Genomic DNA, 22,786 nt, shown 5'->3' on the forward strand with positions numbered 1-22,786 from the left:
TCCTTCAGACGTCGGCATGGGTATCAGGTATCGGTACGTCCGCTGTCGCGCCGCGCATCTTTCGTATTGCCGCCCTCGAGCGACGCGAGGTACTCGTTGTACGCTTCTAGATCGATCTCGTCCTGAGTCTGTCGGCGCGACGCGAGCTTCGCATCCCGTTTGCTCCATCGCGACAGCGTAACGATGAGCACGATGAGCAACGGCAGCTCCGCGTACGTCCACATCATCGTCCCCGCGACGATCTGGTCTCGCATCGGATCGATCGCCCAACCGTCGCGTGTCACGTCGTATGCGCTGAACAACGGGGCAGCGGAAAGCAGCATCACCAGGCCCAGCACAGCGTGGACTTGGATCTCGACGACGACCTCAACCAGGCGGCCGGCGAACGACGTCGGCCTCGGCACGGGGTCTGAGGACCAGAGCGGAACCGCGGCGACGACGCCCAACGCGAATATCGCCAACAAGAGGACTTCATGGCCGACGGGCACACGGACGAGCAGGCTCACCAGATCGGTGAGGTAGAGCCCCGGGTACAGCAGGATCGCAATCAGGATCGCGATGCCCGGTCGCACCAGAACTCGGCTGACAGGGGACCTCAAGCCGCCGAGTGCGAGCCGGAGCGCGGTTCTGCCGATCCTCCGATGGGGCGTCGCACGCAGCAGCAGACGGCCAGGCGTCCCGAGCACCAGCAATGGCGCAACGATTGTCATCAGGGTGATCTGCTGGAACAGCAGCGCGGAGATGAGAACTTCGGCGTATGCGTGTACGCCGAGACAACCTGTTGCAGCCAGCAGCGCGCATCCGAGCAGGAACGCGATCGATCTGCCGATCGGCCAGCGTCGGCCGGCGCGCCGTAGCCGAATCACTCCGAGCAGGTACAGAACCGCCCCGATCCCGGCGATGACGACGAGAACGGACACTCCGTTGGGCGAGAACGAGAGCAGAGACGGCCACGTTGGAGCCGGTAGATTCTGCGCGTCGATGTTCATCCTGTTGGTGTCACTCCTCGTCAGGATCGTCCCCGGCATCACGCCGGGACTTCGTGTAGGCACGGAGCACAAAGACCAGCGCGATCAGGATGAGTACGACGATGAAGCCTGCAAATACGAACAGCCCTCCCATACCGGCTCCCGTGTCGGCGCTGGATTCCTCTTGAGATTCCTGGGCACCATTGCGAGGGGCCTCCGTGGTCGGTATCGGAGCGGCTTCCTCCGGCGTCTCTGCATCAGGAGCCGTCGTCTCCTCCTGATCAACGTCTTCGCTGCCCGGCTGCACGCGCTGATCCTCATTGTCGCAAGCGGGGAGATCCCATCCCAGTGCCGGAGTCCCGCCTGAGACAGGCTCATAGTCGAAGTCGAAGGCTTCCGAGACCGGGTGGCCGTCGCTCGACACCGCGTTCCACGTCACTGTGTAGGTCCCGGCTTCACCGAGCTCAACGGGAGTGGAGAGTACGTTCCGTTCGATCGTCGAGCATGCGGTCTCGTAGTAGAGACCATCCGGTCCCTCGACCTGCGCAAAACTCGCCTGACCGAAGTCGATCAGCTCGCCGCTGAACGTAAGCGCGACCTCATCAAGAGTCGACACCGTCTCTCCGTTCGCGGGGGTCGACTCGAGCATCGTGTCGTGTGCCGAAGCGGCCTGCGTCGGGATGAGTACCGCAGCGGCAAGCACTGCGCCCCCCACCAAGGTTCGTCCGAGCGTGAGTTTCATCGCTTTCCTTCCAGTACTGCTTTTCGTGTGTCGATCTGTTCCTGAGCGCCTCGCGCAGGTGAGCGCGATGCGCGAAGCATGACGGGAGCGACGAGTATGACGCCCCCACCGAGGAGGAATGCCACCGCGGCGATATCCTGATCCGCTACCGGCTCCGGCCCCCATGCCCGCCCCATCGCGCCGAACCATTCGGCAGCGATCAGCCCTTGTTGGAAGCGGACCCATGCCGCGAAGCTCAGCAATGCGACCAGAGCGATACCGATCGCGGCCACTCGCTGACCGGCTTGCTCCCGACCGCTCCCGGACGCGTTCAGGGCCGCCATAATCAGTGCTCCGCCGACAAGCGATACGACGATCATCATTTGATGTCCGAGCTGGTTGGACAGAGTCCAGCGGAAGATCCCCGGCGCCGCGCCGACCCAGACGATGGCGGCGAACACCAGCGCCGCGACAATCGGCGCAGAGAGCGCGGTACGCACGCGAGAGGCACCGAGCCGCATGATTGCCTCGCGCGGACCGAACGAACCGTCTGACCGCGGAAGAATCGTGCGGATCGCCAGCTCGTACGGCGCGGCCGATGCGAGGAGAAGCGGAACCGCGGTGAGAAGCAGCACTCGACCGAGTGCGTTCATACTGTGCATGTAGTCGCTATATACAGCGCTCGGACCCGACGTCACCCAGGCGAGCAGGGCGAGACCTGCCATCCACGCCGTCGTACGCCGACGCGACCATCGCGCTCCGGCTCGACGGATTCGATGAACACCGAGTGCGTAGTACACAGCTGCTGCGCCGGCGAGCACTGCCCAAAGCAGATCCAGCTTCCATTCGCCGAGCCACGTGGACCCGTCGATCGGCGCGGGCAGGGGTGCGTCCGTCAAGAATTCAGCTGGCGTCACAAGTACGGGAGCAGAGCTGTCCGCAGGTGCAGGTGTGCGCGAAAGTGCGGTCGCCGTTCCCATAGCGACTCCCATGATCAGCAGTTCGAAGGCCACCAGCATCCAGAAAGCAGTGCGTCGGGCGAGACGTGTGATCATGCGACTTCTGTAGTACGCGCCGAGCACGGCGAGCCCTGCCAACGCTGCTGTCTTGATCCCGAGCAGTGCGCCGTATGGGCTCCACAAGTCCGCCAGCGCCGTGATCGACGTCAGCGCACGGGCCACCCCTGACAGAAGCACGAGCATGAAAGAGGCCAGGGCGAGAGAGGAATACCTGGCGACAACAGCTCCGATGCTCTCGCGCGGGATCAACGGCCGAACCAGGATGAGGGTGAGCAGCCCGCCCACCCATACGGCAGCGCCGACGACATGCAGGATGAGGGCCATCACAGCGGCATCGTGGTTCGCGAGGCTTCCCGCGTGCCCCTGGGTCGACAGGGGTACGAGGCATACCACGGCGAGGATCATGAGGACGGTTTCGGCAATAGCACCGCGCGCAACGACCGCGAACGTAGAGATGATCGCCGCGCCGATCACTGTCAGCAGCCACGCGAGCCCGAGTTCCGTCTCCGTCAGGAAGCGGCCGAGCTGCTCGCCGAATCCGATGTCCAACGATAGTTCCGGAGCGAGCGTCGAGAGATACGTCAGAAAGCCGGCCCCGGTCGCCGCCGCAGTCAGGACGACCGCCGCGGCCGCGGCGATCACTTGCGACGCTTCATATGCTTTGGAACCGCGCGGCAGGGCGAAGGCGCGCAGAATGAGAGAGCCCGCCATAACGCCGCCGGCAAGGTTCACGATGAGCTTCGCGAACGGGAGCCCCCATCGCACGAACGCTCCGGGATCGGAGACGAGACGTTCGGCTGCGCCTGACCCGAGCACCAATCCGAACGCTGTCATGAGCACTGCGAACACGAGCAGTCCCACTGGGCCGATGAGACGCAACTGGCGGAGCGTCATGAGCTGCTCCCCTCGTCCGCATTCGCTCCTTCGCGTACATCCGCCTCCGTGCATTGCCCGGTTGACGGCAGCTGCTGAGCTGCCACAGCAAGGCGATCGAGAACGTCGTCTGCCGAGAGCACGGTTGTATCGACGACGACCTCGGCTGCCGGGTTACGACCGAACGTCGCGAGTGTCAGCTGAGGTGAACGCGACTCGTCCACGGTCCAATCGACTCCTCCGATACGAACGCATTGCTTGTCGTCCGATGCCACTGGGTCTGTCCCGCAGGTGAAGGTCACTGCCGTCGGATCGCCCCATGCCCCTGTAGCTTGGGCGTTCGTCCAACGACGCGTCTGCTCACCGATCGCGTTCGGCAACCGTACCGAGGCAGCGGCGCACTCAACCTCGTTCGCGCCCGGTGCGGGGGTGAGCGGAACCGTATCGGCGCAGGCTGTGAGCGCAGCCGCGAGTGCGAGCAGGGCCACAGCCGTTCCGGTGGTTCGTGTTCCTGTTTTCATGACTTCCGTTCTGTTGCGGCCGAGCGGTTGCTCAACCGAACGAGCCCGAGTGAGATGAGCGTGCAGATCGCAAGCACTGCGAGGCCCGCGATTGGGATCGATCCGATGACGACCGCCGGAGTCCGGCCCGCGTACAACGGAACATCCGATACCGACGCAGCAGACTCGCCCGGAGCCGCGGCGTCGATCACGGAGCCGTCCGGCAGCACGACCTGGCTCGTGCCGGTCGTCGACACGTTGACGACAGCCCTACCGGCTTCGAACGCCCGGAGACGAGCGATCGCCATCTGCTGCAGGTTCTCGTCAGTACCGCGGAAGTCTGCGTTGTTCGTTTGAAAGATATAGACCTCCGCGCCGCCTTCCGCGCCGGCTCGGATCACGTCGTCGTAGATCAGGTCGAAGCAGATCCCGACGCCGATCCGAACGCCGTCGACATCGAGCACGGGCTCAGTCCTCCCAGCCGTGTACTCGCGTTGTATGAGCCCCACCAGTCCCGGGACGAGCCGTTCGTAGAACGCACGGTCGGGCACGTACTCACCGAACGGAACGGGATGGCGTTTGTCGTAGAACTGCACGCTGTCCCCTGTGCCCCAGAGGAACGATGTGTTGTAGGTCTCGCCCGAACGTGTGACGGCGGCGTTAGCCAGCAGCGGAGCGTCTGCGGCGCGAACGACGGCGTCGAGCCTGCGCGCAGTCTGCGGGCTCTGGTACGGATCGCTGTCCACGGCTCCCTCGGGCCATACGATCAGATCTGCGCCGCGCCCGTAGAGCGCCTCGCTGCGTGCCTCGTGCAGTTCGAGGATCTCGCCGGGCGAACGGTCATCGAAGTACCCCGATGGTCCGTTCGCCTGAACCCACCCGATCGCCATCTGCCCGGTCTGTCGTGTCGGGAAGGCCGGGATCAGCGCCAGCGCACAGGCGAGCGACACAGGGAGCGCCAGCATTCTGAACCGCCGCGCCCAGAGACATTCGATCGTCAGAGCGCACACCGCAACGATCGCGAACGAGACCCCGTCGACGCCGATCCACGACACCGCCTCTGCGAACGGTCCGTTCGCTTGACTCGTCGCCACCCGCGCCCACGGGAATCCGGAATACGGCCAGGTACCCGCCACCATTTCCCGCGCAGACCACAGTCCAGCCACGAGACCGGGGCGCACCAGGAAGCGCGCGCGGACACCGAGCTTCTCTGTCCATCGATAGGCAAGGGCGATTGCGATGCCTCCCGCCGCTACGAGGGCACCTTCCAGCCCGACGAGAGCAACCCAGGGCAGCGGCCCCAGGAACTCCCCCACCCAACTGAGATGGATCGCGAAGAAGACGACGCCGAATACGGTTCCGACGAGGATTGCGCCGAGGACACTTCGACCGCGCAGCGCCATCAGCGTCAGCACAACAGCGACGAACGCCGCCGGCCAAAGTCCTACTGCGGGGTACGCGACATCGAGCATCACGCCTGCCAGTACCGTCGAGGCTATCGCCCACCGCAATCGGAGCACGCCTGTCTGTGCCGCAGTCGCCCGCGGCGCAGACACCGGTTCAGTCTGCGAGAGCACGATCGATGGCGTCGGTCAGATCGCTGAGCTGAGTGAGCTCGAGCTGCTCTCCGTCGAGAAAGAACGTGGGCGTTCCGCCTACTCCCAGGGCACGTCCCTCCGAGAAGTCTTCCTCGACGCGCGCTTGGGTCCCCGGGTCAGCGACCGCGGCATCATAGTCGGCCATGTCGAGTCCGAGCTCCTCCGCGTATGAACGGAACCTCGCGGCTTCGGACGTCTGACCCTCTCCCCACTCGGCCTGCGTCTCGAACATGAGATCGTGCATCTCTTCGAAGCTTCCCTGCTGGGCGGCGGCCTCGACGGCGACGGCAGCGTTCATCGAATTGAAGTGGCCCGGGATCGGGAAGTATCGCACGACATAGTTGATGTCGCCGTCGTACTGCTGCCGGATCTCTTCGACATAGGGGGCGAAAGCACCGCACACCTCGCACTCGAAATCGAGGAACTCGACGAGCGTCGGTGCGTCTGGGCCCACGTAATCAAGAACGTGCGAGTCGCTCCGAGTGATCGGCAGCTCGCCACGGTCTGGAGCGACCTCGTCCGGCGCTGACGTCTTCACATAGACAACGGCTGCGATCACGATGATCACAGCGATCACAGCTGAAATCAGCAGCGCAACGACGACGGTCGGCAGCTTCTTCGGCGTACGGCGGGCGTTCATCTGTTCCTCCAGTGCGGCGGGTGGGGCGCCGTACATACGACGGCATGATGCGCAGCACCATCGCTCGCCGCTGCCGGAGCCGTATCGGGGCCGGAGGCGATAGATGTGCCGTGCGCTTTTCTCGATCGGAAGGCGTCTGCGTCTGCAGGCCCCGATCCGCACAGGAATCAGATTCTTGAGATACCCAGAAGAAGAGGTGTAGGAGCGGGAATCGGAACCACTCTCCGGGCGCGCAGCGCGAGCATGCCCAGGAGCGGCCCGAGCTTCACGACGAGCCGCGGCCCAGCGAGGAAGAGCAGGCCGGCGAAAGCGAGAGATACCGCGCAGCACACCCCGAGCAGGCAGAGCGCATCGGCGGCTTCTCCCGATTCGTCAGCGCCGGCCGTCACAACGTCGCCGGAAGTCGCATCGACTACTTCCGTCCCGTAGGCAGCGGCGATCTCATTGCCTTGGGCAACGAACCCATGCTGCTCAGCGGCCTCATGCATGCACAGAGCAAGCGCGCCGAAGAGGAGAAAACCGATGAGCGCCAGGATCAGTGAGCGCCTCGCAACCGCCGAACCGCCCTCTGCGGGCGCGACGGATGTACGAGGAGGGATCACCAGGGCACCATATCCAACGTGAATATGCAATGGCCGGGAGGGGAGATCAGCTGTGAAGTCCATCCTCGTCGCCGTAGCCGACTGCTTCCAGCTGGAATGTCGAGTGTTCAATATGCACGGGAAAATGCTCGCCGACGCACGACTGCAGGTCGCGCAGGAGCGCGTCGCGACCAGCATCGTCGATGACAGTCTCGTCAATGACGACATGCGCCGAGAGCGTTGGCAGCTGGCTTGAAACGAGAGATGCGTGGAGGTCGTGCACTGCCACCACGCCTGGGCGGGACAAGATATGCGCACGAACTTCGGCGAGATCCAAACCGGGCGGCGTTCGTTCGAGCAGAACGCCGACGGATGCGCGGATGAGGATCAGCGTGCGCGGGACGATGAGTGCGGCGACCGCGATGCCCGCGACTGCGTCGGCGCGCTCCCAACCGAGCGTCGCGATCAGCACGGCGCTGACGATCACTGCCACTGACCCGAGCGCGTCGTTCACGACTTCGAGGAACGCCGCCCGCATGTTGAGGTTATCGCCCCGCCCTCCGGCAAGCACGGTGATCGAGGCAATGTTCGCGACGAGGCCGATGACTCCGAATATCAGAAGTGCGGTCGATGGCACCGCTGGCGGCTCGAACAAGCGCCGTACTCCTTCGACCAGCGCGAAGAGACCTACTCCCAAGAGCAATGCCGCTTGTCCGAGTGCGGCGAGAATCTCGCTGCGTTTCAAACCCCAGGTGTAGCGATCCGACGGCGGCTTCTCCATCAGCAGTGCCGCCGAGACCGCGACCGCAAGGCCGACGAGGTCAGTCAGCATGTGCGCGGCGTCGACCAGCAGCGCCAAGCTTCCCGTCAGAACTGCTCCGACGACTTCGACGACGAATACGGACCCGGTGATGCAGAGCGCGATCGCGAGGCGCCGACGCGGCGCCGCGGCATGACTGTGGTCGTGATGGTCTCCCATGATTCCTTCTAACGGGTCGCGGTCTGTATTGCGGCGTTCGGTGCCTGCACAGAGTTCCTCGAGAGCCGGCGCCTCGTCTGCGCGGCGCGCAAACCATTGGCGATGACGACGACTTCGGCGACTTCATGCACGAGCACGACAGCGGCAAGCCCCAGCACTCCCGTGATCGCGAGCGGCAGCAGAACGATGATGATCGCGAGCGACAGCACGATGTTCTGGTTCATGATCGCCCGGCCGCGGCGTGCGTGGCGCAGAGCCTGCGGGATGAGGCGCAGGTCGTGACCGGTGAAGGCGACATCAGCGGACTCGATCGCGGCATCGGAGCCAGTTGCGCCCATCGCGATCCCGACCGTCGCCGAGGCGAGAGCGGGAGCGTCGTTGATGCCGTCACCGATCATGCCGGTGGGGCGCTGTGCGACTGATGCGGTCACCTCTGCGGCTTTGTCCTCGGGACGCAGCTCGGCACGCACGTCGGAGATACCGGCGATTTTCGCCAGCGCCATGGCAGTGCGCGCGTTGTCGCCCGTGAGCATGACGACCTCGACGTTCTGCGCGCGGAGAGCAGCGACCGCCTCCGGTGCCTCGGCGCGCAGTTCATCGCGGACGCCAATCGCACCGGCCACGCTGCCGTCGCGCGTGACCATGACGCAGGTCTGTCCGTCAGCTTCCATCGCCGCGACTCGGTCGGCCAGCACGCCGGGAGCGATCCAGCGCGGGCTGCCGACAGTGATCTCATGGCCATCGACCTGCCCGGCCATTCCATGCCCAGGCTGCTCGATCACACGAGCCGCGGCTGGTGCGCCCGGAGCCGCCTCAGTGATGGCGGCGGCAAGCGGATGCGTGCTGTGCTGCTCCAGTGCAGCGGCCCAGCCGAGCACGTCCTCGCGGGAAATCGCAGTAGCCGCGGCGACGTCGGTCACCACGGGCTCGTTGCGCGTCAAAGTGCCGGTCTTGTCGACCGCGATCCGGCGGAGCGAGCCAAGCCGTTCGAACGCGGCCCCGCTCTTGATGATGACGCCGAACCGGGTGGCTGCACCGATGGCCGAGACCACGGTGACCGGAACGGCGATGGCAAGGGCACATGGCGAGGCGGCCACGAGCACAACCAGGGCGCGAGTGATCCAAGTCTGCGGGTCACCGCTGAGCAGCGAGCCGAGCACGCCCACCAGCAGTGCGAGAACGATCACGCCGGGGACCAACGGACGCGCGATCCGGTCGGCGAGACGCGCCCTCTGCCCACGCTCCTGCTGCGCCTGCTCGACGAGCCCGACCAGGGTCGTCAACGAGTTGTCCGTCCCGTCGGCCGTGGCGGTGATCTCGAGTGCACCGGAAGTGTTGATCGACCCAGCCGCGACCTCGTCGCCCACACCAATGTCTACCGGGATCGATTCGCCGGTGATTGCCGAGGTGTCGAGGCTGCTACGACCCGACGCCACAGTGCCGTCGGTTGCCACGCGCTCACCAGGTCGGACCCGAATCACGTCGCCGATCTTCACCTCCCTGGCTGGGACCTCGACGGCGGTGCCACCTCGTACAACGGTGGCCGTCTCGGGTACGAGCCTGAGCAGAGCACGCAGTCCTGAGCGGGCACGGTCCATCGCCTTGTCTTCCAACGCCTCCGCAATGGAGTACAGGAACGCCAGAGCTGCGGCTTCCTCGACGTAGCCGAGAATCACCGCGCCGACGGCGCTGATCGTCATCAGCAGCGCGATCCCGACTTTTCCTCGGGTAAACAGACCACGCACTGCCCCAGGGACGAACGTCCATGCGCCCAGCAGGAGTCCGGACCAGAACAGCACGAGCACCGTGATCTCGGCAGCGACGCTGTCGCCGGTCATCCACCCGGTGAGCAGCCCCGAGACGAAGAAGATGCCTGATGCGATCGGGACGAGGATCGCGGGGTCGCGCCACCATGGGCGCTCGACATCTTTAAGCTCTTCGACCGCGCTGGGAACGTCATGCTCGCAACCGCACGCCGCGCTCATTCTCCGGCCCCCTCGCCTGCGTCGCAGCAGCCGGGGATCGAGCAGGCCGGGTCGATGCACGGCGCACTCTCGTCGACTGCCAAGGTCACGTCTACGAGTGCCGTCAGCGCCGCGGCAAGATGCGGGTCCGCGATCTCGTATCGGGTCTGCCGCCCTTCCAGCTCTGCGACCACGATGCCGCAGTCACGCAGACAGGTCAGATGGTTCGAGACGTTCGAACGGGTCAGATCAAGCTCACGCGACAGCACCCCCGGATAGTTGGGACCGTCGAGGAGCGTCATCAGAATCCGGGAACGCGTCGGGTCCGCCATAGCCCGGCCAAGCCGGTTCATAACGTCGAGACGCGAGGCAATGGTCAGCATGCAGTGAACTATACACTGATTACTGAACACTCCACTGCGTCGTTCTGCTCCGATTCTCTCCCCACGGCATGCTTCTGCGCACCTGGACAGCATGAAGCTTCGAGCACGCCCATCACTTCCTGTCTCCTTGCCGCGCGGCATTATCAGAGTCGAGTCGGGAGGTGGGATCGTCGCCATGCTCGATGGCGAGATCGTGATGCCTCCGGATGGCGGCTCTCCCTGGAGTCGTCCACGAATCGACGAACTGCTGGATGCGATGACGATGCACGGCACGCGCGCAGTATGGGTAACGCTGTATGAAGTCGACGGCCAGGTTTTCACCGAGATCGTCCAAGGCGGCGAGCGCTTGGCGGCAGAGCCCCCGCGACGTGCACGGAAGCGATCGCCTCACGGGAGCGCCGTGTCGCACCTCGAGCTCACAGGTGACGGTTTCTCGCCAGGAGAGGAGGTGCTTGCCGTTGTCGGTGTATGCGTCCGTGCGGAGAACGACCAAGGGCACGTCGTAGCCATTGTCGACCGCCGGGATCTTCCCGCAGGCGCCGCCGTCTCGTTGCTTTGCGGTCGTGAGTCCGGCCACATGGTCGTTCAGGATCTGCGATGACCACGCCAGCGGGACGACAGGCAGGGTCTTTCGGTGATGAGCTGACGAACGCGCTCATGATCGGATTGGTCGCCCTGTTCGGGCTCGCGATCGTACTGCGTGCGGGCGGGAGTGTCGCCGCATGGCTCACACGCACGGCCCAGCCCGACGGCGGTCTTCTCTCGGGGCTCGGTGTCCTGACGAACGCAAGCGACCCAGGTGCGGCGTTGGGCGCGCCGGCGCTGGCAACGGTCGCTTACTGGGTCGTCACGGGACTACTCCTCATCGTCATGATCGTCGGCGGCGTCTGGAGCTGGGTACTGCTCCGACGCCATAGTCGCCGAGCAGCTATGGACCCGCACAACAGCGCCGGTGTCGCCACCCGCCACGAAGTTTCCGTCGCCGCGTCGTCGAAAGCTCTACTCAAGCGCGCCAGGAACCTGCGCCCCTCACTCGACAGCCCCGCGCCCGATGACGTCGGCTATCGCATCGGTGCCTCGAAGGGGGTCGAGGTGTGGGCCTCTGTCGAGGACTCGATCCTTCTGATCGGACCGCCACGTTCGGGCAAGGGCCTGCATGTCGTCATCCCGGCGATCCTTGATGCCCCTGGCGCCGTCATCACGACCAGCACGCGTCCCGATAATCTCACTGCCACCCTGCGCGAGAGGAAGCGTTCAGCAGGCCCGGTAGCGGTGTTCGATCCGCAGCATCTGGCGGAGGGCGTTCCGGCAGGACTGCGCTGGTCGCCTGTGCGTGGCTGCGAGGACCCGTTGACCGCGATGATCCGCGCAACCGGGCTCGCTGCCGCCACAGGTCTGTCCGCAGGCGGAGTCGAAGGCGGCGGGTTCTGGGAGGGGAAGACTCGGACCGCGCTTCAGTCGCTCTTGCACGCAGCCGCGCTGGATCAACGTCCTCCCGTCGAATTGTTCCGTTGGACGCTCGATCCCTCTGCCGCCGCGGATGCTGTGGCGATCTTGGAGAGCCATCCGCAAGCAGCGACAGGCTGGGCCGACTCTCTGCAGTCGATGATCGATTCTGATCCACGCACCCGGGACTCGATCTGGCAGGGCGTCTCGCTCTCCCTCAGCTCCCTTGCTGATCCGCGCGTTCTGGACACTGTCTCACCGGCACCCGGTGAAGCGTTCGATCCGGAGTCATTCATCCGGGATCGAGGCACGCTCTACTTGCTCGCAACCGGGGCCGGCGCCGGCGCTTCCGCGTCGCTCGTCGCCGCGTTCGTCGAAGACCTCGTCGAAGTCGCCCGCAGGATGGCCGCACGCTCCCCCGGCGCCCGCCTCGACCCGCCGGTGCTACTGGCTCTGGACGAGATCGGAAATCTTTCTCCGCTGCCATCGCTACCGACGCTGATGGCAGAAGGCGGTGGCACCGGAATCACGACGATGCCTGTCCTCCAGTCGCTCGCGCAAGCCCGTGACAAGTGGTCGGACGATCAAGCCGGCGCGATCTGGGACGCCTCAATCGTGAAGATCGTTCTCGGCGGTGCCTCGAACTCGAAAGATCTCCAAGATCTGTCCACGCTCATCGGGGAACGCGACGAATACACAGACAGCATCACCCTGGGCGACCACGGCACCCGCTCGAACCAACGATCAGTAAGGCGCATCCCTGTTTTCCCGCCGGACCGCATCCGGACTCTCCCCTTTGGCACAGCGGTGACGCTGTTGCGCTCCGCACCTCCGATCGTCACCGATCTGAAGGCGTGGCCCAGTCGCCGCGATGGCCGACAGCTCGCCCAAGATCGTCGCGCGATCGAGGACCAGCTGAGCGGGCAGTGACGGGAAGCGCACCTACTGACAACACGGGCGTCGGATGCGACGTCCACAGGATGAAGGAGCAGAGAAATGTCCATACAGACCAGGGACGCGGGCGCGGGGTTCATCGCCACCGATCCCCAGCTGACAACGTCGGAGTCCGGTCGGGCGCGCTTCTACGCCAGGTTCGGCCAAGAGCACTTCCGCAAGGAAGATGATGGATCGTTCACGAAGCTGGAGACATCGTTCCACCACCTCGTGATGTTCGGGAAGTCCGCAGAGCACGCGGCCGAGCGCTTCGCCAAGGGCGACAACTTCATCGCTGACGGCTACGTCCGCACGAGCACCTACGAGAAGGAAGGCGGCATGGTCGAGAGCGAAGAGTTCGTCGCCAGCCGCATCGGCCACGACGCAGCCCGCACGCGGTACGAGGTCGACCGCTCACCCCGACGCGACGCGGTGAACGCCAGCTCATTCGCACCTCCCGCCGCCCGATCAGCGCCTGCCACGGTCGGGCTCTGACGTGGAGCAGCCGATGAACGACGATGACTTCCCGATCCCGGAATGGGACGAAGACTCCGACGTCGATGTTCCCGGTCCGATCCACCCGATCAATTGGTGGCTGCTGACCGCCGAGGAGCTGCAGACCGAGTTCTATGAACTCAATCGCTTCGTCGATGAGCTCCGGCACGAGCGCGGCCTCCCCGTCAGCGTGATCCCGCCCTTCTGGCACCGCCACTGGGAACTCGTGCGTGAGCTCTCCGCTCTGCACCTCCACTACCTCGTCTGCCACGACGGCGAGCAGAGCGGATCTGCCCCCATGGGCTGGGAGCGCGACTTCGAAGACTCCTGCCGTCGCCTCCGTGACAAGGTCGCCGCCTGCGGTACCCGCGGCGACAGCGACCGGCCCACTCGCCAATCCATCTGGCCCGGCGAAGACGAGCCGCCGAACCAGATCCCCGTGGTCCTCGACAACCGGGCCAAAGACTTCGTCGCCTACGTGTCCTCGCTTGTCACGGAACGCAAGCAGCGCGAGGAAGCCTTCTACGCGAGCCTCGACCTCCGAACGGGTGAGCTGGCCTGAATCGCCACGGCGCCCCGGTATCCTCGATCGGATGCCGGGGCGCCGTTGCGATTACGCGTCGGTTCCCGCGAACACCTTGTCGAGCGCGTCCGCCGCGCCATCGACGATCAGCTCCGGCCGCTTCGCGTAGTGACCCTCAGTAATCGACTCGTCGCTGTGCCCCAGCAGGTCGCGCGCGACCTCAACACCAGCCATACCCGATACTGCCGCGGCAACCGCCTTGCGCAGACTGCGGAAGGTGAGATGTTCCGCATCGACTCCGATCGCCAGCAGCTCCGGCTCGAACTCGCGACGGAACATCCGCATCAGCTGGCTGACCGCGCTCGGATCGCGCGGCCGACCCCGCTCGCTGGTGAACAGCACGTCATCCGGATTCAGTTCAGGGTTGGGCACGTGATTCGCAACGAGTTCGCTGAGGACCTTCGCCGCGAACTGCGGCGCCCGGACCCAGCGCTTCTGCCGCTCGGCCTTCGGCGAGTCCTGACGGAACAGTCCTCGCGATCGTGTGCGAACCATCGTGCCGCCGACCCAGACCAACGCTTCCATCGTCAAGCTCCCGTCCGGCTGCTCGACTGCCTCGAACCTTACGTCCTGGAAGCGAATCGCGATCGGTTCCGCAGTCCGCTCGGACGTTCCGAGCGTGATCAGGATGTAGTCGGCGAGCAGCTTGAAGTTCGGCCGCCTGCCTACAGGGAACCGAGCACGATGCCGCTCGGGCCACACTTCTCGGATCAGGTGAAGGATGTACTTGACCTGCACCGCGTCGAGTTCGAAGTAGACCGTAGACGGTTCATCCGCTCTCCGGGTCGCACGGATCGGATTCGCGACGACGACTGCACCGTGTCGAGTCTGTTGGATCGACCCGGCAGCGGAGAAGAGTCCCTGTTGGATGGCCCAGTCGTACATCAGCGACAGCACGTTCCGTACCTTGTTCGCCGTCATCACTGTCTTCTCACGCGCGACGTCCATGAGAAGCCCATCCGCGCGATCAGCGGTCATATCGGTGATGGGGATCGCGCCAGCGCGAGGCAGGATGTGCGCCCGGATCACCGACGCGTAACCGTCGACCGTCTGTTCGCGACGCTGGCGCAGCACTCGAGGATCGTCATCGTGGTAGGCGACCTTCAGCCATCTCTCCGCAAGCTCGGCGATCGTCGTGAGCTCGACTCGCCTGGCAAGCACGCGTCCGACGACGACGTCAGCAGCCTCCTGCAGTGACGCTAACGCCTCGGCTTCCGTCGCTCCGCTGCCGTACGGACGACGTTCTTTGCCGCTCCCGTCGAAGACTCGTGCACGCGCAACGACGAGGCCGTTCGGCTCGACGCTGTATGTAACCTTGCCGAGTTCTCCGACCGCCCGCTTCGGACGCGCCATCAGTCGGCGCTCCCGCCGGTCGGCGCGACGAGGTGAGACGTGATGAACGCCTCGACGTCCTCATTGCGGTATCGAATGTTGTGCGAGGACAGCACAACGAACGGCAAACCGAGACCGCGGCTGCGCGCGCGTTCGGTGCGCCAGTCGGCAAGCGTCCTAATAGGGATGCCGGTGTAGTCGGCGAGTTCGCTCGGCGTCCAGAGGCGAGGGCGGTCATCGTTCATACCTGGAAGGTGAGCAGCGCCGTCCGTGGACCCCCAGGAACATCCGTACGCGGGCCACCCCGCGAGTAAACGGACGGGTTTTCGGACAGATGCAGTAGTGAGACGCATCATGCTCAGCATGAGACTCCCCTGTCGTTTCTAGGAGAAACGAGACTGCGGGTCGTACTGTGGTTCACCAACCAACAAGCCGAGCTCTACTACGGCGTGTAAGAACCCGTACCCGCTTCTGGCTCCTCAGCGCTCTCGCTGAGGGGCCATTTGCGTGGCCCGCAGCTTGCTGCCCGGTGAGGCCGCCCGCGCATGACACGATAGATCTCGTGACGGATCCCGAGAAGAAGCGACCACGGTGGCGCGCGTGGGCGGCCGTGGCGGTCGCCGTCGCGCTACTCGTTCCGGGAGCGATCAGCGTCGGCACGGCGGTCTTCAATGGCCAATTCGCCGCGTCCGAGATCGCGTCGTGCACGATGCAGCAGGGGCGCCAGATCACCTACAAGCGCTCCGGCCTCCGCGCGCGGATCGCCACCGATTGCGGCAACTTCCGCGGCGCGAAGGAGGTGAGCTGCACGAGCGATGCCTCGCAGCAGATCGCCCTCATCGCGGGCACGACCTACGACCTCACGGTGCGCGGCCCCCGCATCCCGCTCATCTCGGCGCCGACGATCGTGTCGGCGACCGTCTCCGACGAGCAGCTCGCGGATCCGGAGCCCGGCCTCACCGAGATCGATCCCGACGCGAACGACAACGTGCAATCGCTGCAGAGCTCGCTGCTGCCCGAGACGCTGCGGGCGTTCGACTATGAGCAGCCGGACTTTGACCCCTCGTGCGACCCGTTCCGTTCGGTGATGACGACGAACGGGATCCAGTCGGTGTCCCCCGCCCGCGCGGAAGAGCTCCTCGAGGTTCCAGACGGAATCACCCCGAGCGACCCGCTCCTCCCCTGCGTGGGCTATCAGTGCTCCTCGGCAGACGTCGGTTAGAGCATGCGCATCAGCCGCACCGCGAGTAGCCCGCCCGCGACCACCAGCTCGAAGTACGACATCACGAGCCCGACGATGGCCGCCCAGAGCATCGGCCCGCGGCGCAGGATCGCGCGGTGTCCGATTAGCACGGCGACGAGCCCGACGGCGGCGGCGAGCAGGTAGCTCAGCGGCCCGCCCGGGATCAAAAAGAGCACGACGAACGCGATCAGGCCCGCGGCGAGGGCCACCAGGTGTAACGCACGGCCGTCCGCGGGAGGGCGAGAAGTCATCCGACCAGACTAAAGGGGCTCTTCGCGAACGAGGGTGTAGTCGGCTGAGCGCGTCGGCGGCCGGGTAGGGGTCGAGGTCTCCCGGATGATGGAAGTTCTTCACGCTTGCCATCCCGAAAGACCTCGACTTGCTCCACCCTACGTTCGCGGCCCCTGACCTCACCACGTTCTGCCGTCTCGACGAGCTCGGCCTCGAAGCCGTCGGCCAGCTGCTCGAGCCCGACCGGGCGGTGCTGGAGTGCCGCGTCGTCGACGACGACCCGTGGTGCCGGAAGTGCGGTGCGGAGGGCGTGCCGCGTGACACCGTCACGCGGCCGCTCGCGCACGAGCCGTTCGGACACCGACCGACGACGCTGCTGGTGCGGGTGCGCCGGTACCGGTGCGGCCACTGCCGGCGGACCTGGCGGCAGGACACGACGAAGGCGGCGCCGCCGCGGGCGAAGATCTCCCGCGGCGGGATCGGGTGGGCACTCACGGCGATCGTGGTCGACCATCTCACCGTCTCCCGCGCCGCCGCAGGACCGGGGGTGTCGTGGCATACCGCGAACACCGCGATCCTCGCCGCGGGCAGGCGTCGGCTCATCGACGACCCGGCCAGGTTCGACGGGGTCACCACGATCGGAGTCGACGAGCACGTCTGGCGTCACACCAGGTTCGGCGACAAATACGTCACCGTGATCATCGACCTCACCCCAGCCCGCGACAAGACGGGCCCGGCGCGGCTGCTGGACATGGTCGAGGGCCGCTCGAAGGCGGTGTTCAAGCAGTGGCTCGCCGCCCGCCCGAAGGACTGGTCGAAGGCGATCGAGGTGGTCGCGATGGACGGGTTCTCGGGGTTCAACACCGCCGCGGCCGAAGAGCTGCCCGACGCTGTTCCCGTCATGGATCCGTTCCATGTGGTCCGGCTCGCCGGTGATGCGCTCGATGTCTGTCGGCGCCGGGTCCAGCAGGACACCACGGGGCGCCGCGGGATGAAGGGCGATCCGCTCTACAAGGCTCGCCGCACCCTGCACACCGGGGCGAGTCTGCTCACCGACCGTCAGCGGGTCCGACTGGATGCGGTGTTCGCGAGTGAGGAGCATGTCGAGGTCGAAGCGACCTGGGGCATCTACCAGCGCATCGTCGCCGCCTACCGCGAGCCCGACAAGAAGAAGGCCAAGCTGGCCATGCAGGCCGTGATCGCTACGATCACCACCGGCGTCCCGGCGGCGCTGGTCGAGGTACGCAAGCTCGGTCGCACGATGAAGCAGCGCGCCGCCGACATCCTCGCGTTCTTCGACCGGCCCGGCACCAGCAACGGCCCCACCGAAGCGATCAACGGCAGGCTCGAGCACCTCCGCGGCTCCGCGCTCGGCTTCCGCAACCTCACGAACTACATCGCGAGGTCGCTACTCGAGGCCGGAGGATTCAGAACCCACCTACACCCTTGATTCCGAAGAGCCGAGTAACTGGATGCGCCGTCGGCAGACGTCGACCGCTTCCCCGGCGAGCCGCCCGACGCGGAAGGGGTCCATTACCGCGACCGCGTCCGGGAATTTCTCGGCTGCGGCGGTCTTGAACCCGGTGAAGCCGATTGTCGCAACAACTTCCACTGTCTCGCGCCAAGTCTAGGGGCGGGCGGCGAGCCAGGTCTTGAACACTGCCTTGGAGCGGCCTTCGACCATGTCCAGCAGCCTGGAAGGGCCGCTGTCCTGGCGAACCGTGGTCAAGTCGATGATCACTGTACAGTGCGGCCCGATATGCGACGGCGGGCTTGCAGGGCGGAGACCACCCGCGCGCAGGATCCTTGGCCTCGTCTACCCCACACCGAACAGATCCTGGCGGAGCGTGCTACCTTGTGGTGCATGGAACCTGACGCTGTTCACCTCGTAGGGCAGTTGCGCCGCGGCGCTCTCGAACCATGTGTCCTCGCCGTCATCGCCCAGCAACCGACCTATGGTCTCGACCTGGCTCGAACGCTGAGCGAACTAGGACTCCTCGAGAGCGAAGGGACGCTGTACCCGCTCCTGTCGAGACTCCGAAAACGCAACCTCGTGACCACTGCCTGGCAAGAGTCCCCGAGTGGACCCCCGCGCCGCTACTACCACATCACCCCGGCAGGCAAGACCGGACTTGCTACATTCACCCAGGAATGGGGCCGCTTCCGGCAAGCCGTCGACCTCGTCATTGGAGACCACGCATGACCACTCTGCCCTCGTCCGCCGCCGCCCAGGCCTACCTCAAGCGCCTTACTGCCCTGACCGAATCGCTCCCCTCCAGCGAGCAGCTGGATCTTCTCACCGGAATCGAGGAACACCTCAGGGACGCCGAACAGCGAGGCGTGATCCAGGCGGCACTCGACAGTCTCGGCGCACCTGAGCAGATCGCCCTGGAAGCCGGGGCAGAGACGGCCGGCACACCGCGGTGGATGCGGCTGCTCGCCGTAGCAAGCGCCGTGGCCACAGTGGGAGGCTTCATGGCCCTGGGGGCACTGCTGTGCTTCACGGCGTACTTCGACGATGACTCCGAATACGCTCTACACCCGATGCTCATCCTGCTCGCCTTCGGTGCGGGCAGCATGACAGGAGTCTTCTCGACCGTGCTGTCCTTCCTCGTCAGAGAGCTGACCGGACAGCAGCGGGTTCTGCTGACCGCTTCGTGGATCGCCTCCTCGCTGCTGGCCATCGTGTTCGGCATCGCGGGCGGGAGCGTCCCGGTCGGAGTCAACCTCCCTCTCAGCGCCCTCCCGCTCCTGATGGGTGCCATCGGGGTCGTCCTCGTCCTGCGCTACACCGCACCGAACCCCGCTCGCAAACTGGTCCGAAGCTGAGCCACCCTGGGCCCCATCGCACGTCGCGCTGGGCCGGGTTTCGGAGCTCTTCACAGATGAGGGTGTAGCTGTGGTGCGACCTGGGGCGGCGCGTCGGTGTCGGGGTGAGGGTCGAGGTCTTCCGATGATGGGAGTTCTCACACAACCCGTCCGGAAGACCTCGACCCTCACCCCGACCGGGCAGCCGGCCGCGTCGAGATGAGCTCCGTGATCGACGCCCTCGCCGACAGTGTGCCTGAGGCGTTGGTAGAACTGCGCAAGCTCGGCCGCACCCTGACCAGACGCGCCTGCGACGTCCTCGCCTACTTCGACCGGCCGCGCACGAGCAACGGACCTACCGAAGCCGTGAACGGTCGCCTCGAGCGCCTGCGTGGCCTGGCCCTCGGCTTCCGCAACCCCACCAACTACATCGCCCGCGCACTCCTCGAAGCCGGCGGATTCAGACCACACCTACACCCCGAATTGTGAAGAGCCACTAAAGGTCGTAGAAAACCGCGTCGAAAACACGGCGGGCGCGGCGCGCGGCCCCGAGCCACTGCTCCTCGACGTGCCAGCCGCTGCCCGCGGGCATCTCGAGCACGCGCCCGATGCCGTCGAGCGCGCGATACCCCGTCGGCAGCAGGTCGCTCGTCGTTCCCGTCAGCAGCGTGTTCGCCGACCTCAGCCGCGTCGCGAGCCGCCAGGCGGCGCCGAGAAGTCTCGCATCGTCCTCGGCCAGCAGCCCGGCCTCATACGCCGCGAGGAGCGCGTGCAGCGTGCGCGGGGTGCGCAGGTCGGGCACGCTGTGCGCATGCTTCATCTGGATCAGCTGCACGAGCCACTCGACGTCGCTCAGGCCGCCAGGGCCGAGCTTCAAATGCCTCGTCGGATCGGCGCCCTTCGGCATGCGTTCGGTCTCGACGCGGGCCTTGATGCGCTTAATCTCGCGCACGTCCGTCGGCGCGACGACGTCGGGGTACCGAATCGGATCGATCATCGCCATAAAGTCGTCGAGCAACGACGCGTCGCCCGCGACGGCGCGAGCGCGCAGGAGCGCCTGTGCCTCCCACGACACCGACCACTTCGCGTAATACGCCCGGTATGCCTCGAGCGTGCGGGCGATCGGCCCCTTGCGCCCCTCAGGACGGAGATCGGCGTCGAGGTCGAGCGGCACGAGATTGTCCTCGCCCACCTCGCGAAGCGCCGCGACAATCTTCTTCGCGAGCTGGTCTGCGGCCGTCGGATCCACGGATCCCGCGCGATAGACGAAGAGCACGTCGGCATCGGATCCGAACCCGATCTCAGCCCCGCCATACCTGCCCATACCGATGACCGCGAATTCGAAGCCCACGTGATCATCGGCGACGAGATCGCGCCGCACGGCGGCGAGAAGCGAATCGATCGTCACGTCGGTGATGGTCGTGAGCGACGTCGTCACCTCCTTGATCCCGAGCGCGCCCGTCATCGCTCCCATTGCGGTGCGCAGCAGCTCGCGACGACGCAGGGCACGGATCCGCTTCGCAGATTCCTTGAGCGACACTCGCCGCGCCATGATCGAGCGCGCCTCGTGCGCGAGCACCTCGTGGGTGCGGGGGCGGAGCTGCTCGTCGGAGTCGAGCCACGAGGCCGATTCCGGGATCCACTCCATGAGTTCGCCGATGTACCGCGAGCCGCTCAGGATCTTCGTGAGCGACTCCGCGGCGCCCGCCGAGTCGCGCAGCATGCGCAGGAACCAGGGGCTGTCGCCCAGCCGCTCGCTAATGCGGCGGTAGGCAATGAGGCCGTAGTCGGGGTCGATGCCCTCCGAGAACCAGCGCAACATCACCGGCATGAGGGTGCGCTGCACCGTCGCCTTGCGGCTCACGCCGCGCGTGAGCGCCCCGATGTGCGAGAGCGCGCCCTTCGCGTCGCCGAAGCCGATGGCGGTGAGGCGGCCGATGGCCTCGGATCCCGTGAGCGCGCGGGCGTCGTACTCGGTCTCGGCCACCGCCGACAGCAGCGGCCGGTAGAACAGGCGCACGTGGATGTCGCGCACGTCGTGGCGCACGCGCTCCCACGTCGAGGTGACGTCGCCCGCTGTTCCACCCGCGGTTCCGGGGGTGTGATCGAACAGCCCCGTGGCGCGCGCGAGCACGCGCCGCTCCTCGTCGGTCTCGGGCATGAGGTGCGTGCGCCGCAGCTGCTGCAGCTGCAGGCGGTGCTCGAGAAGGCGCAGGATCCGGTAGTCGGTCGCGAAGCTCGCCGCGTCCGCGCGGCCGATGTAGCCCCGCTCGACGAGCGCGTCGATCGCCGAGAGCGTGCTCTGCACCCGCACGGCCTCGTCGCTCCAGCCGTGCACGATCTGCAGCAGCTGCACCGTGAACTCGACGTCGCGCAGGCCACCGGGGCCGAGCTTCAGCTGCCGGGCGACCTCGTCGGCGGGGATGTTGGCCGTCACGCGGCCGCGCATGTCCTGCACGCTCTCGACGAAGCCGTCGCGTTCGGAGCTCGCCCACACGAGCGGCCGCGTGGCCGCCATGTAGGCGGCGCCCAGCGCGGCGTCTCCCGCGAGGGGCCGCGCCTTCAGCAGCGCCTGAAACTCCCACGACTGCGCCCAGCGGTCGTAGTACGCGAGGTGCGAGGCGAGGGTGCGCACGAGCGCGCCCTTCTTCCCCTCGGGGCGCAGGTTCGCGTCGACCTCCCACAGCGGCGGCTCGGCCTCAAACTCGTCGATGCCGCGCATCGTGAGCATCGCGAGCCGCGTCGCGACCTCGAGCATGCGCGGATCCGAGATCCCGGATCCGTCGGCCCCCTCGGCGACGAAGATCACGTCGACGTCGGAGACATAGTTGAGCTCGCGTGCGCCGGCCTTACCCATACCGATGATCGCCAGGCGCGTGTCGGCGATCTCCTGCGCCGAGAACTGGCCCTCGGCCATGCGGCGCGCGACGCGAAGCGACGCCTCGAGCGCCGCGGCCGCGGCGTCGGACAGCGCGGCGGTGACGACGCGCACGACCTCCACCGGATCCGGCGCCGAGAGGTCGAACGCCGCGATGCGCACAAGCTCGCGGCGGTACGCGACGCGCAGCGCCACCCACAGCGCGGCGCCGCGCCCCTCGCTCGTCGCGTCGACGATGCGGCGCGTCATCTCGGCGGCGGTCGGCAGCGCCGGCCTCATGCCGACGAGGTCGCGCAGGTGCACGGGGTGACGCAGGTAGAAGGCCGCGATGCCCTGGGAGGCGCCGAACAGCCGCCACAGGATCTGGGGGGCGGCGGCGTCTCGGAGCACGCCGCGCACCGGATCCGGCTCGCGGCGCGCAACCTGCACGAGCGCGCGCACGGCGGCGTCCGGATCCGCGCTGCGCGCCGCGCCCGCGACGAGCTCGTCGCGCGGTACGCCCGTCAGCTCCGTGAGCTCATCGAGCGCGCTCGCGGCCTCGCCGAGGTCGACGAAGCCCGCGCGCGCAAGCTGTGATCGGGGCGTGACGCGCCCGCCGGCCCGCATCCGCG

At 66.4% G+C, this 22,786-nt stretch carries 22 protein-coding genes and 2 pseudogenes; 9 read left to right on the top strand and 15 right to left on the bottom strand.

Features of this window, described 5'->3' with window-relative positions:
- Nucleotides 1–23 precede the first annotated feature (23 nt).
- The 10 genes from DTO57_RS04160 to cmtR all read right to left on the bottom strand — a co-directional run bounded on the left by DTO57_RS04160 (nucleotide 24) and on the right by cmtR (nucleotide 10,226).
- Nucleotides 24–989: a cytochrome c oxidase assembly protein gene (locus DTO57_RS04160; protein WP_162785648.1), complete on the bottom strand. Its 966-nt coding sequence runs from the start codon at nucleotides 987–989 to the stop codon at nucleotides 24–26.
- 10 nt (nucleotides 990–999) lie between these two features.
- Nucleotides 1,000–1,710, bottom strand: a complete 711-nt coding sequence (locus tag DTO57_RS04165; protein ID WP_162785649.1) for a copper resistance CopC family protein — start codon at nucleotides 1,708–1,710, stop codon at nucleotides 1,000–1,002.
- The gene (locus DTO57_RS04170) at nucleotides 1,707–3,602 is read right to left on the bottom strand and encodes a bifunctional copper resistance protein CopD/cytochrome c oxidase assembly protein (RefSeq protein WP_162785650.1); all 1,896 of its coding nucleotides are present in this window, start codon (nucleotides 3,600–3,602) and stop codon (nucleotides 1,707–1,709) included. Before DTO57_RS04170 ends, DTO57_RS04165 begins: the two co-directional genes overlap by 4 nt.
- The gene (locus DTO57_RS04175) at nucleotides 3,599–4,102 is read right to left on the bottom strand and encodes a DUF3515 family protein (RefSeq protein ID WP_114116924.1); all 504 of its coding nucleotides are present in this window, start codon (nucleotides 4,100–4,102) and stop codon (nucleotides 3,599–3,601) included. The genes DTO57_RS04170 and DTO57_RS04175 overlap by 4 nt, the downstream gene beginning before the upstream one ends.
- The gene (gene lnt, locus DTO57_RS04180) at nucleotides 4,099–5,637 is read right to left on the bottom strand and encodes an apolipoprotein N-acyltransferase (RefSeq protein WP_229730569.1); all 1,539 of its coding nucleotides are present in this window, start codon (nucleotides 5,635–5,637) and stop codon (nucleotides 4,099–4,101) included. Before lnt ends, DTO57_RS04175 begins: the two co-directional genes overlap by 4 nt.
- Nucleotides 5,638–5,641: 4 nt before the next feature.
- Nucleotides 5,642–6,319: a DsbA family protein gene (locus tag DTO57_RS04185; RefSeq protein WP_229730567.1), complete on the bottom strand. Its 678-nt coding sequence runs from the start codon at nucleotides 6,317–6,319 to the stop codon at nucleotides 5,642–5,644.
- 167 nt (nucleotides 6,320–6,486) lie between these two features.
- Nucleotides 6,487–6,984, bottom strand: a complete 498-nt coding sequence (locus DTO57_RS04190) for a hypothetical protein (protein WP_162785651.1) — start codon at nucleotides 6,982–6,984, stop codon at nucleotides 6,487–6,489.
- Complete coding sequence (locus tag DTO57_RS04195) at nucleotides 6,968–7,879, bottom strand: cation diffusion facilitator family transporter (RefSeq protein WP_114116928.1); 912 nt, start codon at nucleotides 7,877–7,879, stop codon at nucleotides 6,968–6,970. Before DTO57_RS04195 ends, DTO57_RS04190 begins: the two co-directional genes overlap by 17 nt.
- 8 nt (nucleotides 7,880–7,887) lie before the next feature.
- Nucleotides 7,888–9,864, bottom strand: a complete 1,977-nt coding sequence (locus DTO57_RS04200; protein WP_114116929.1) for a heavy metal translocating P-type ATPase — start codon at nucleotides 9,862–9,864, stop codon at nucleotides 7,888–7,890.
- Nucleotides 9,861–10,226 (bottom strand): Cd(II)/Pb(II)-sensing metalloregulatory transcriptional regulator CmtR, encoded by a 366-nt coding sequence (gene cmtR / locus DTO57_RS04205; RefSeq protein WP_114116930.1) that lies wholly within the window; start codon nucleotides 10,224–10,226, stop codon nucleotides 9,861–9,863. Before cmtR ends, DTO57_RS04200 begins: the two co-directional genes overlap by 4 nt.
- A 175-nt stretch (nucleotides 10,227–10,401) precedes the next feature.
- Between cmtR and DTO57_RS04210 the strand changes: the two genes are divergently transcribed.
- From DTO57_RS04210 to DTO57_RS04225, 4 genes are all read left to right on the top strand, one after another.
- Nucleotides 10,402–10,827: a hypothetical protein gene (locus tag DTO57_RS04210; RefSeq protein WP_114116931.1), complete on the top strand. Its 426-nt coding sequence runs from the start codon at nucleotides 10,402–10,404 to the stop codon at nucleotides 10,825–10,827.
- Nucleotides 10,824–12,602, top strand: a complete 1,779-nt coding sequence (locus DTO57_RS04215) for a type IV secretory system conjugative DNA transfer family protein (RefSeq protein ID WP_114116932.1) — start codon at nucleotides 10,824–10,826, stop codon at nucleotides 12,600–12,602. Before DTO57_RS04210 ends, DTO57_RS04215 begins: the two co-directional genes overlap by 4 nt.
- Nucleotides 12,603–12,668: 66 nt before the next feature.
- Nucleotides 12,669–13,100, top strand: coding sequence for a single-stranded DNA-binding protein (locus tag DTO57_RS04220; protein ID WP_114116933.1), 432 nt, complete (start codon nucleotides 12,669–12,671; stop codon nucleotides 13,098–13,100).
- A gap of 13 nt (nucleotides 13,101–13,113) precedes the next feature.
- Complete coding sequence (locus tag DTO57_RS04225) at nucleotides 13,114–13,662, top strand: hypothetical protein (RefSeq protein ID WP_114116934.1); 549 nt, start codon at nucleotides 13,114–13,116, stop codon at nucleotides 13,660–13,662.
- 51 nt (nucleotides 13,663–13,713) lie between these two features.
- Here DTO57_RS04225 and DTO57_RS04230 read toward each other — a convergent pair whose 3' ends face one another.
- Nucleotides 13,714–15,036: a tyrosine-type recombinase/integrase gene (locus tag DTO57_RS04230; protein ID WP_114116935.1), complete on the bottom strand. Its 1,323-nt coding sequence runs from the start codon at nucleotides 15,034–15,036 to the stop codon at nucleotides 13,714–13,716.
- Entirely contained in the window at nucleotides 15,036–15,260 is a 225-nt protein-coding gene (locus tag DTO57_RS04235; RefSeq protein WP_114116936.1) for a helix-turn-helix transcriptional regulator, read from the bottom strand. Before DTO57_RS04235 ends, DTO57_RS04230 begins: the two co-directional genes overlap by 1 nt.
- Before the next feature lie 317 nt (nucleotides 15,261–15,577).
- Between DTO57_RS04235 and DTO57_RS04240 the strand changes: the two genes are divergently transcribed.
- The gene (locus DTO57_RS04240; protein ID WP_114116937.1) at nucleotides 15,578–16,237 is read left to right on the top strand and encodes a hypothetical protein; all 660 of its coding nucleotides are present in this window, start codon (nucleotides 15,578–15,580) and stop codon (nucleotides 16,235–16,237) included.
- On the opposite strand, the gene DTO57_RS04245 is transcribed toward DTO57_RS04240, so the two are convergent.
- Nucleotides 16,234–16,509 (bottom strand): hypothetical protein, encoded by a 276-nt coding sequence (locus DTO57_RS04245; RefSeq protein WP_162785652.1) that lies wholly within the window; start codon nucleotides 16,507–16,509, stop codon nucleotides 16,234–16,236. The two genes, DTO57_RS04240 and DTO57_RS04245, sit on opposite strands and share 4 nt — an antisense overlap.
- Before the next feature lie 128 nt (nucleotides 16,510–16,637).
- Between DTO57_RS04245 and DTO57_RS04250 the strand changes: the two genes are divergently transcribed.
- On the top strand, nucleotides 16,638–17,939 hold the full coding sequence (locus tag DTO57_RS04250) for an ISL3 family transposase (RefSeq protein WP_114116939.1): 1,302 nt from the start codon (nucleotides 16,638–16,640) through the stop codon (nucleotides 17,937–17,939).
- Nucleotides 17,940–17,957: 18 nt separating this feature from the next.
- On the opposite strand, the pseudogene DTO57_RS04255 reads toward DTO57_RS04250, so the two are convergent.
- Nucleotides 17,958–18,239, bottom strand: a pseudogene (locus tag DTO57_RS04255) (transposase); the annotation flags it as partial.
- 114 nt (nucleotides 18,240–18,353) lie between these two features.
- Here DTO57_RS04255 and DTO57_RS04260 point away from each other — a divergent pair.
- From DTO57_RS04260 to DTO57_RS04270, 3 genes and pseudogenes are all read left to right on the top strand, one after another.
- A complete protein-coding gene (locus DTO57_RS04260; protein ID WP_114117280.1) occupies nucleotides 18,354–18,692 on the top strand; it encodes a PadR family transcriptional regulator in 339 nt (112 codons plus the stop codon).
- On the top strand, nucleotides 18,689–19,318 hold the full coding sequence (locus DTO57_RS04265) for an HAAS signaling domain-containing protein (RefSeq protein WP_114116940.1): 630 nt from the start codon (nucleotides 18,689–18,691) through the stop codon (nucleotides 19,316–19,318). Before DTO57_RS04260 ends, DTO57_RS04265 begins: the two co-directional genes overlap by 4 nt.
- A 171-nt stretch (nucleotides 19,319–19,489) precedes the next feature.
- Nucleotides 19,490–19,786: pseudogene (locus tag DTO57_RS04270) on the top strand (transposase); the annotation flags it as partial.
- Nucleotides 19,787–19,793: 7 nt separating this feature from the next.
- Here DTO57_RS04270 and DTO57_RS04275 read toward each other — a convergent pair.
- Nucleotides 19,794–22,781, bottom strand: coding sequence for a bifunctional [glutamine synthetase] adenylyltransferase/[glutamine synthetase]-adenylyl-L-tyrosine phosphorylase (locus DTO57_RS04275; protein ID WP_114116941.1), 2,988 nt, complete (start codon nucleotides 22,779–22,781; stop codon nucleotides 19,794–19,796).
- Between the last annotated feature and the right edge of the window lie 5 nt (nucleotides 22,782–22,786).

Origin of the sequence: Microbacterium sorbitolivorans (assembly GCF_003327285.1) — a bacterium.
GTDB classification, from domain to species: domain Bacteria; phylum Actinomycetota; class Actinomycetes; order Actinomycetales; family Microbacteriaceae; genus Microbacterium; species Microbacterium sorbitolivorans.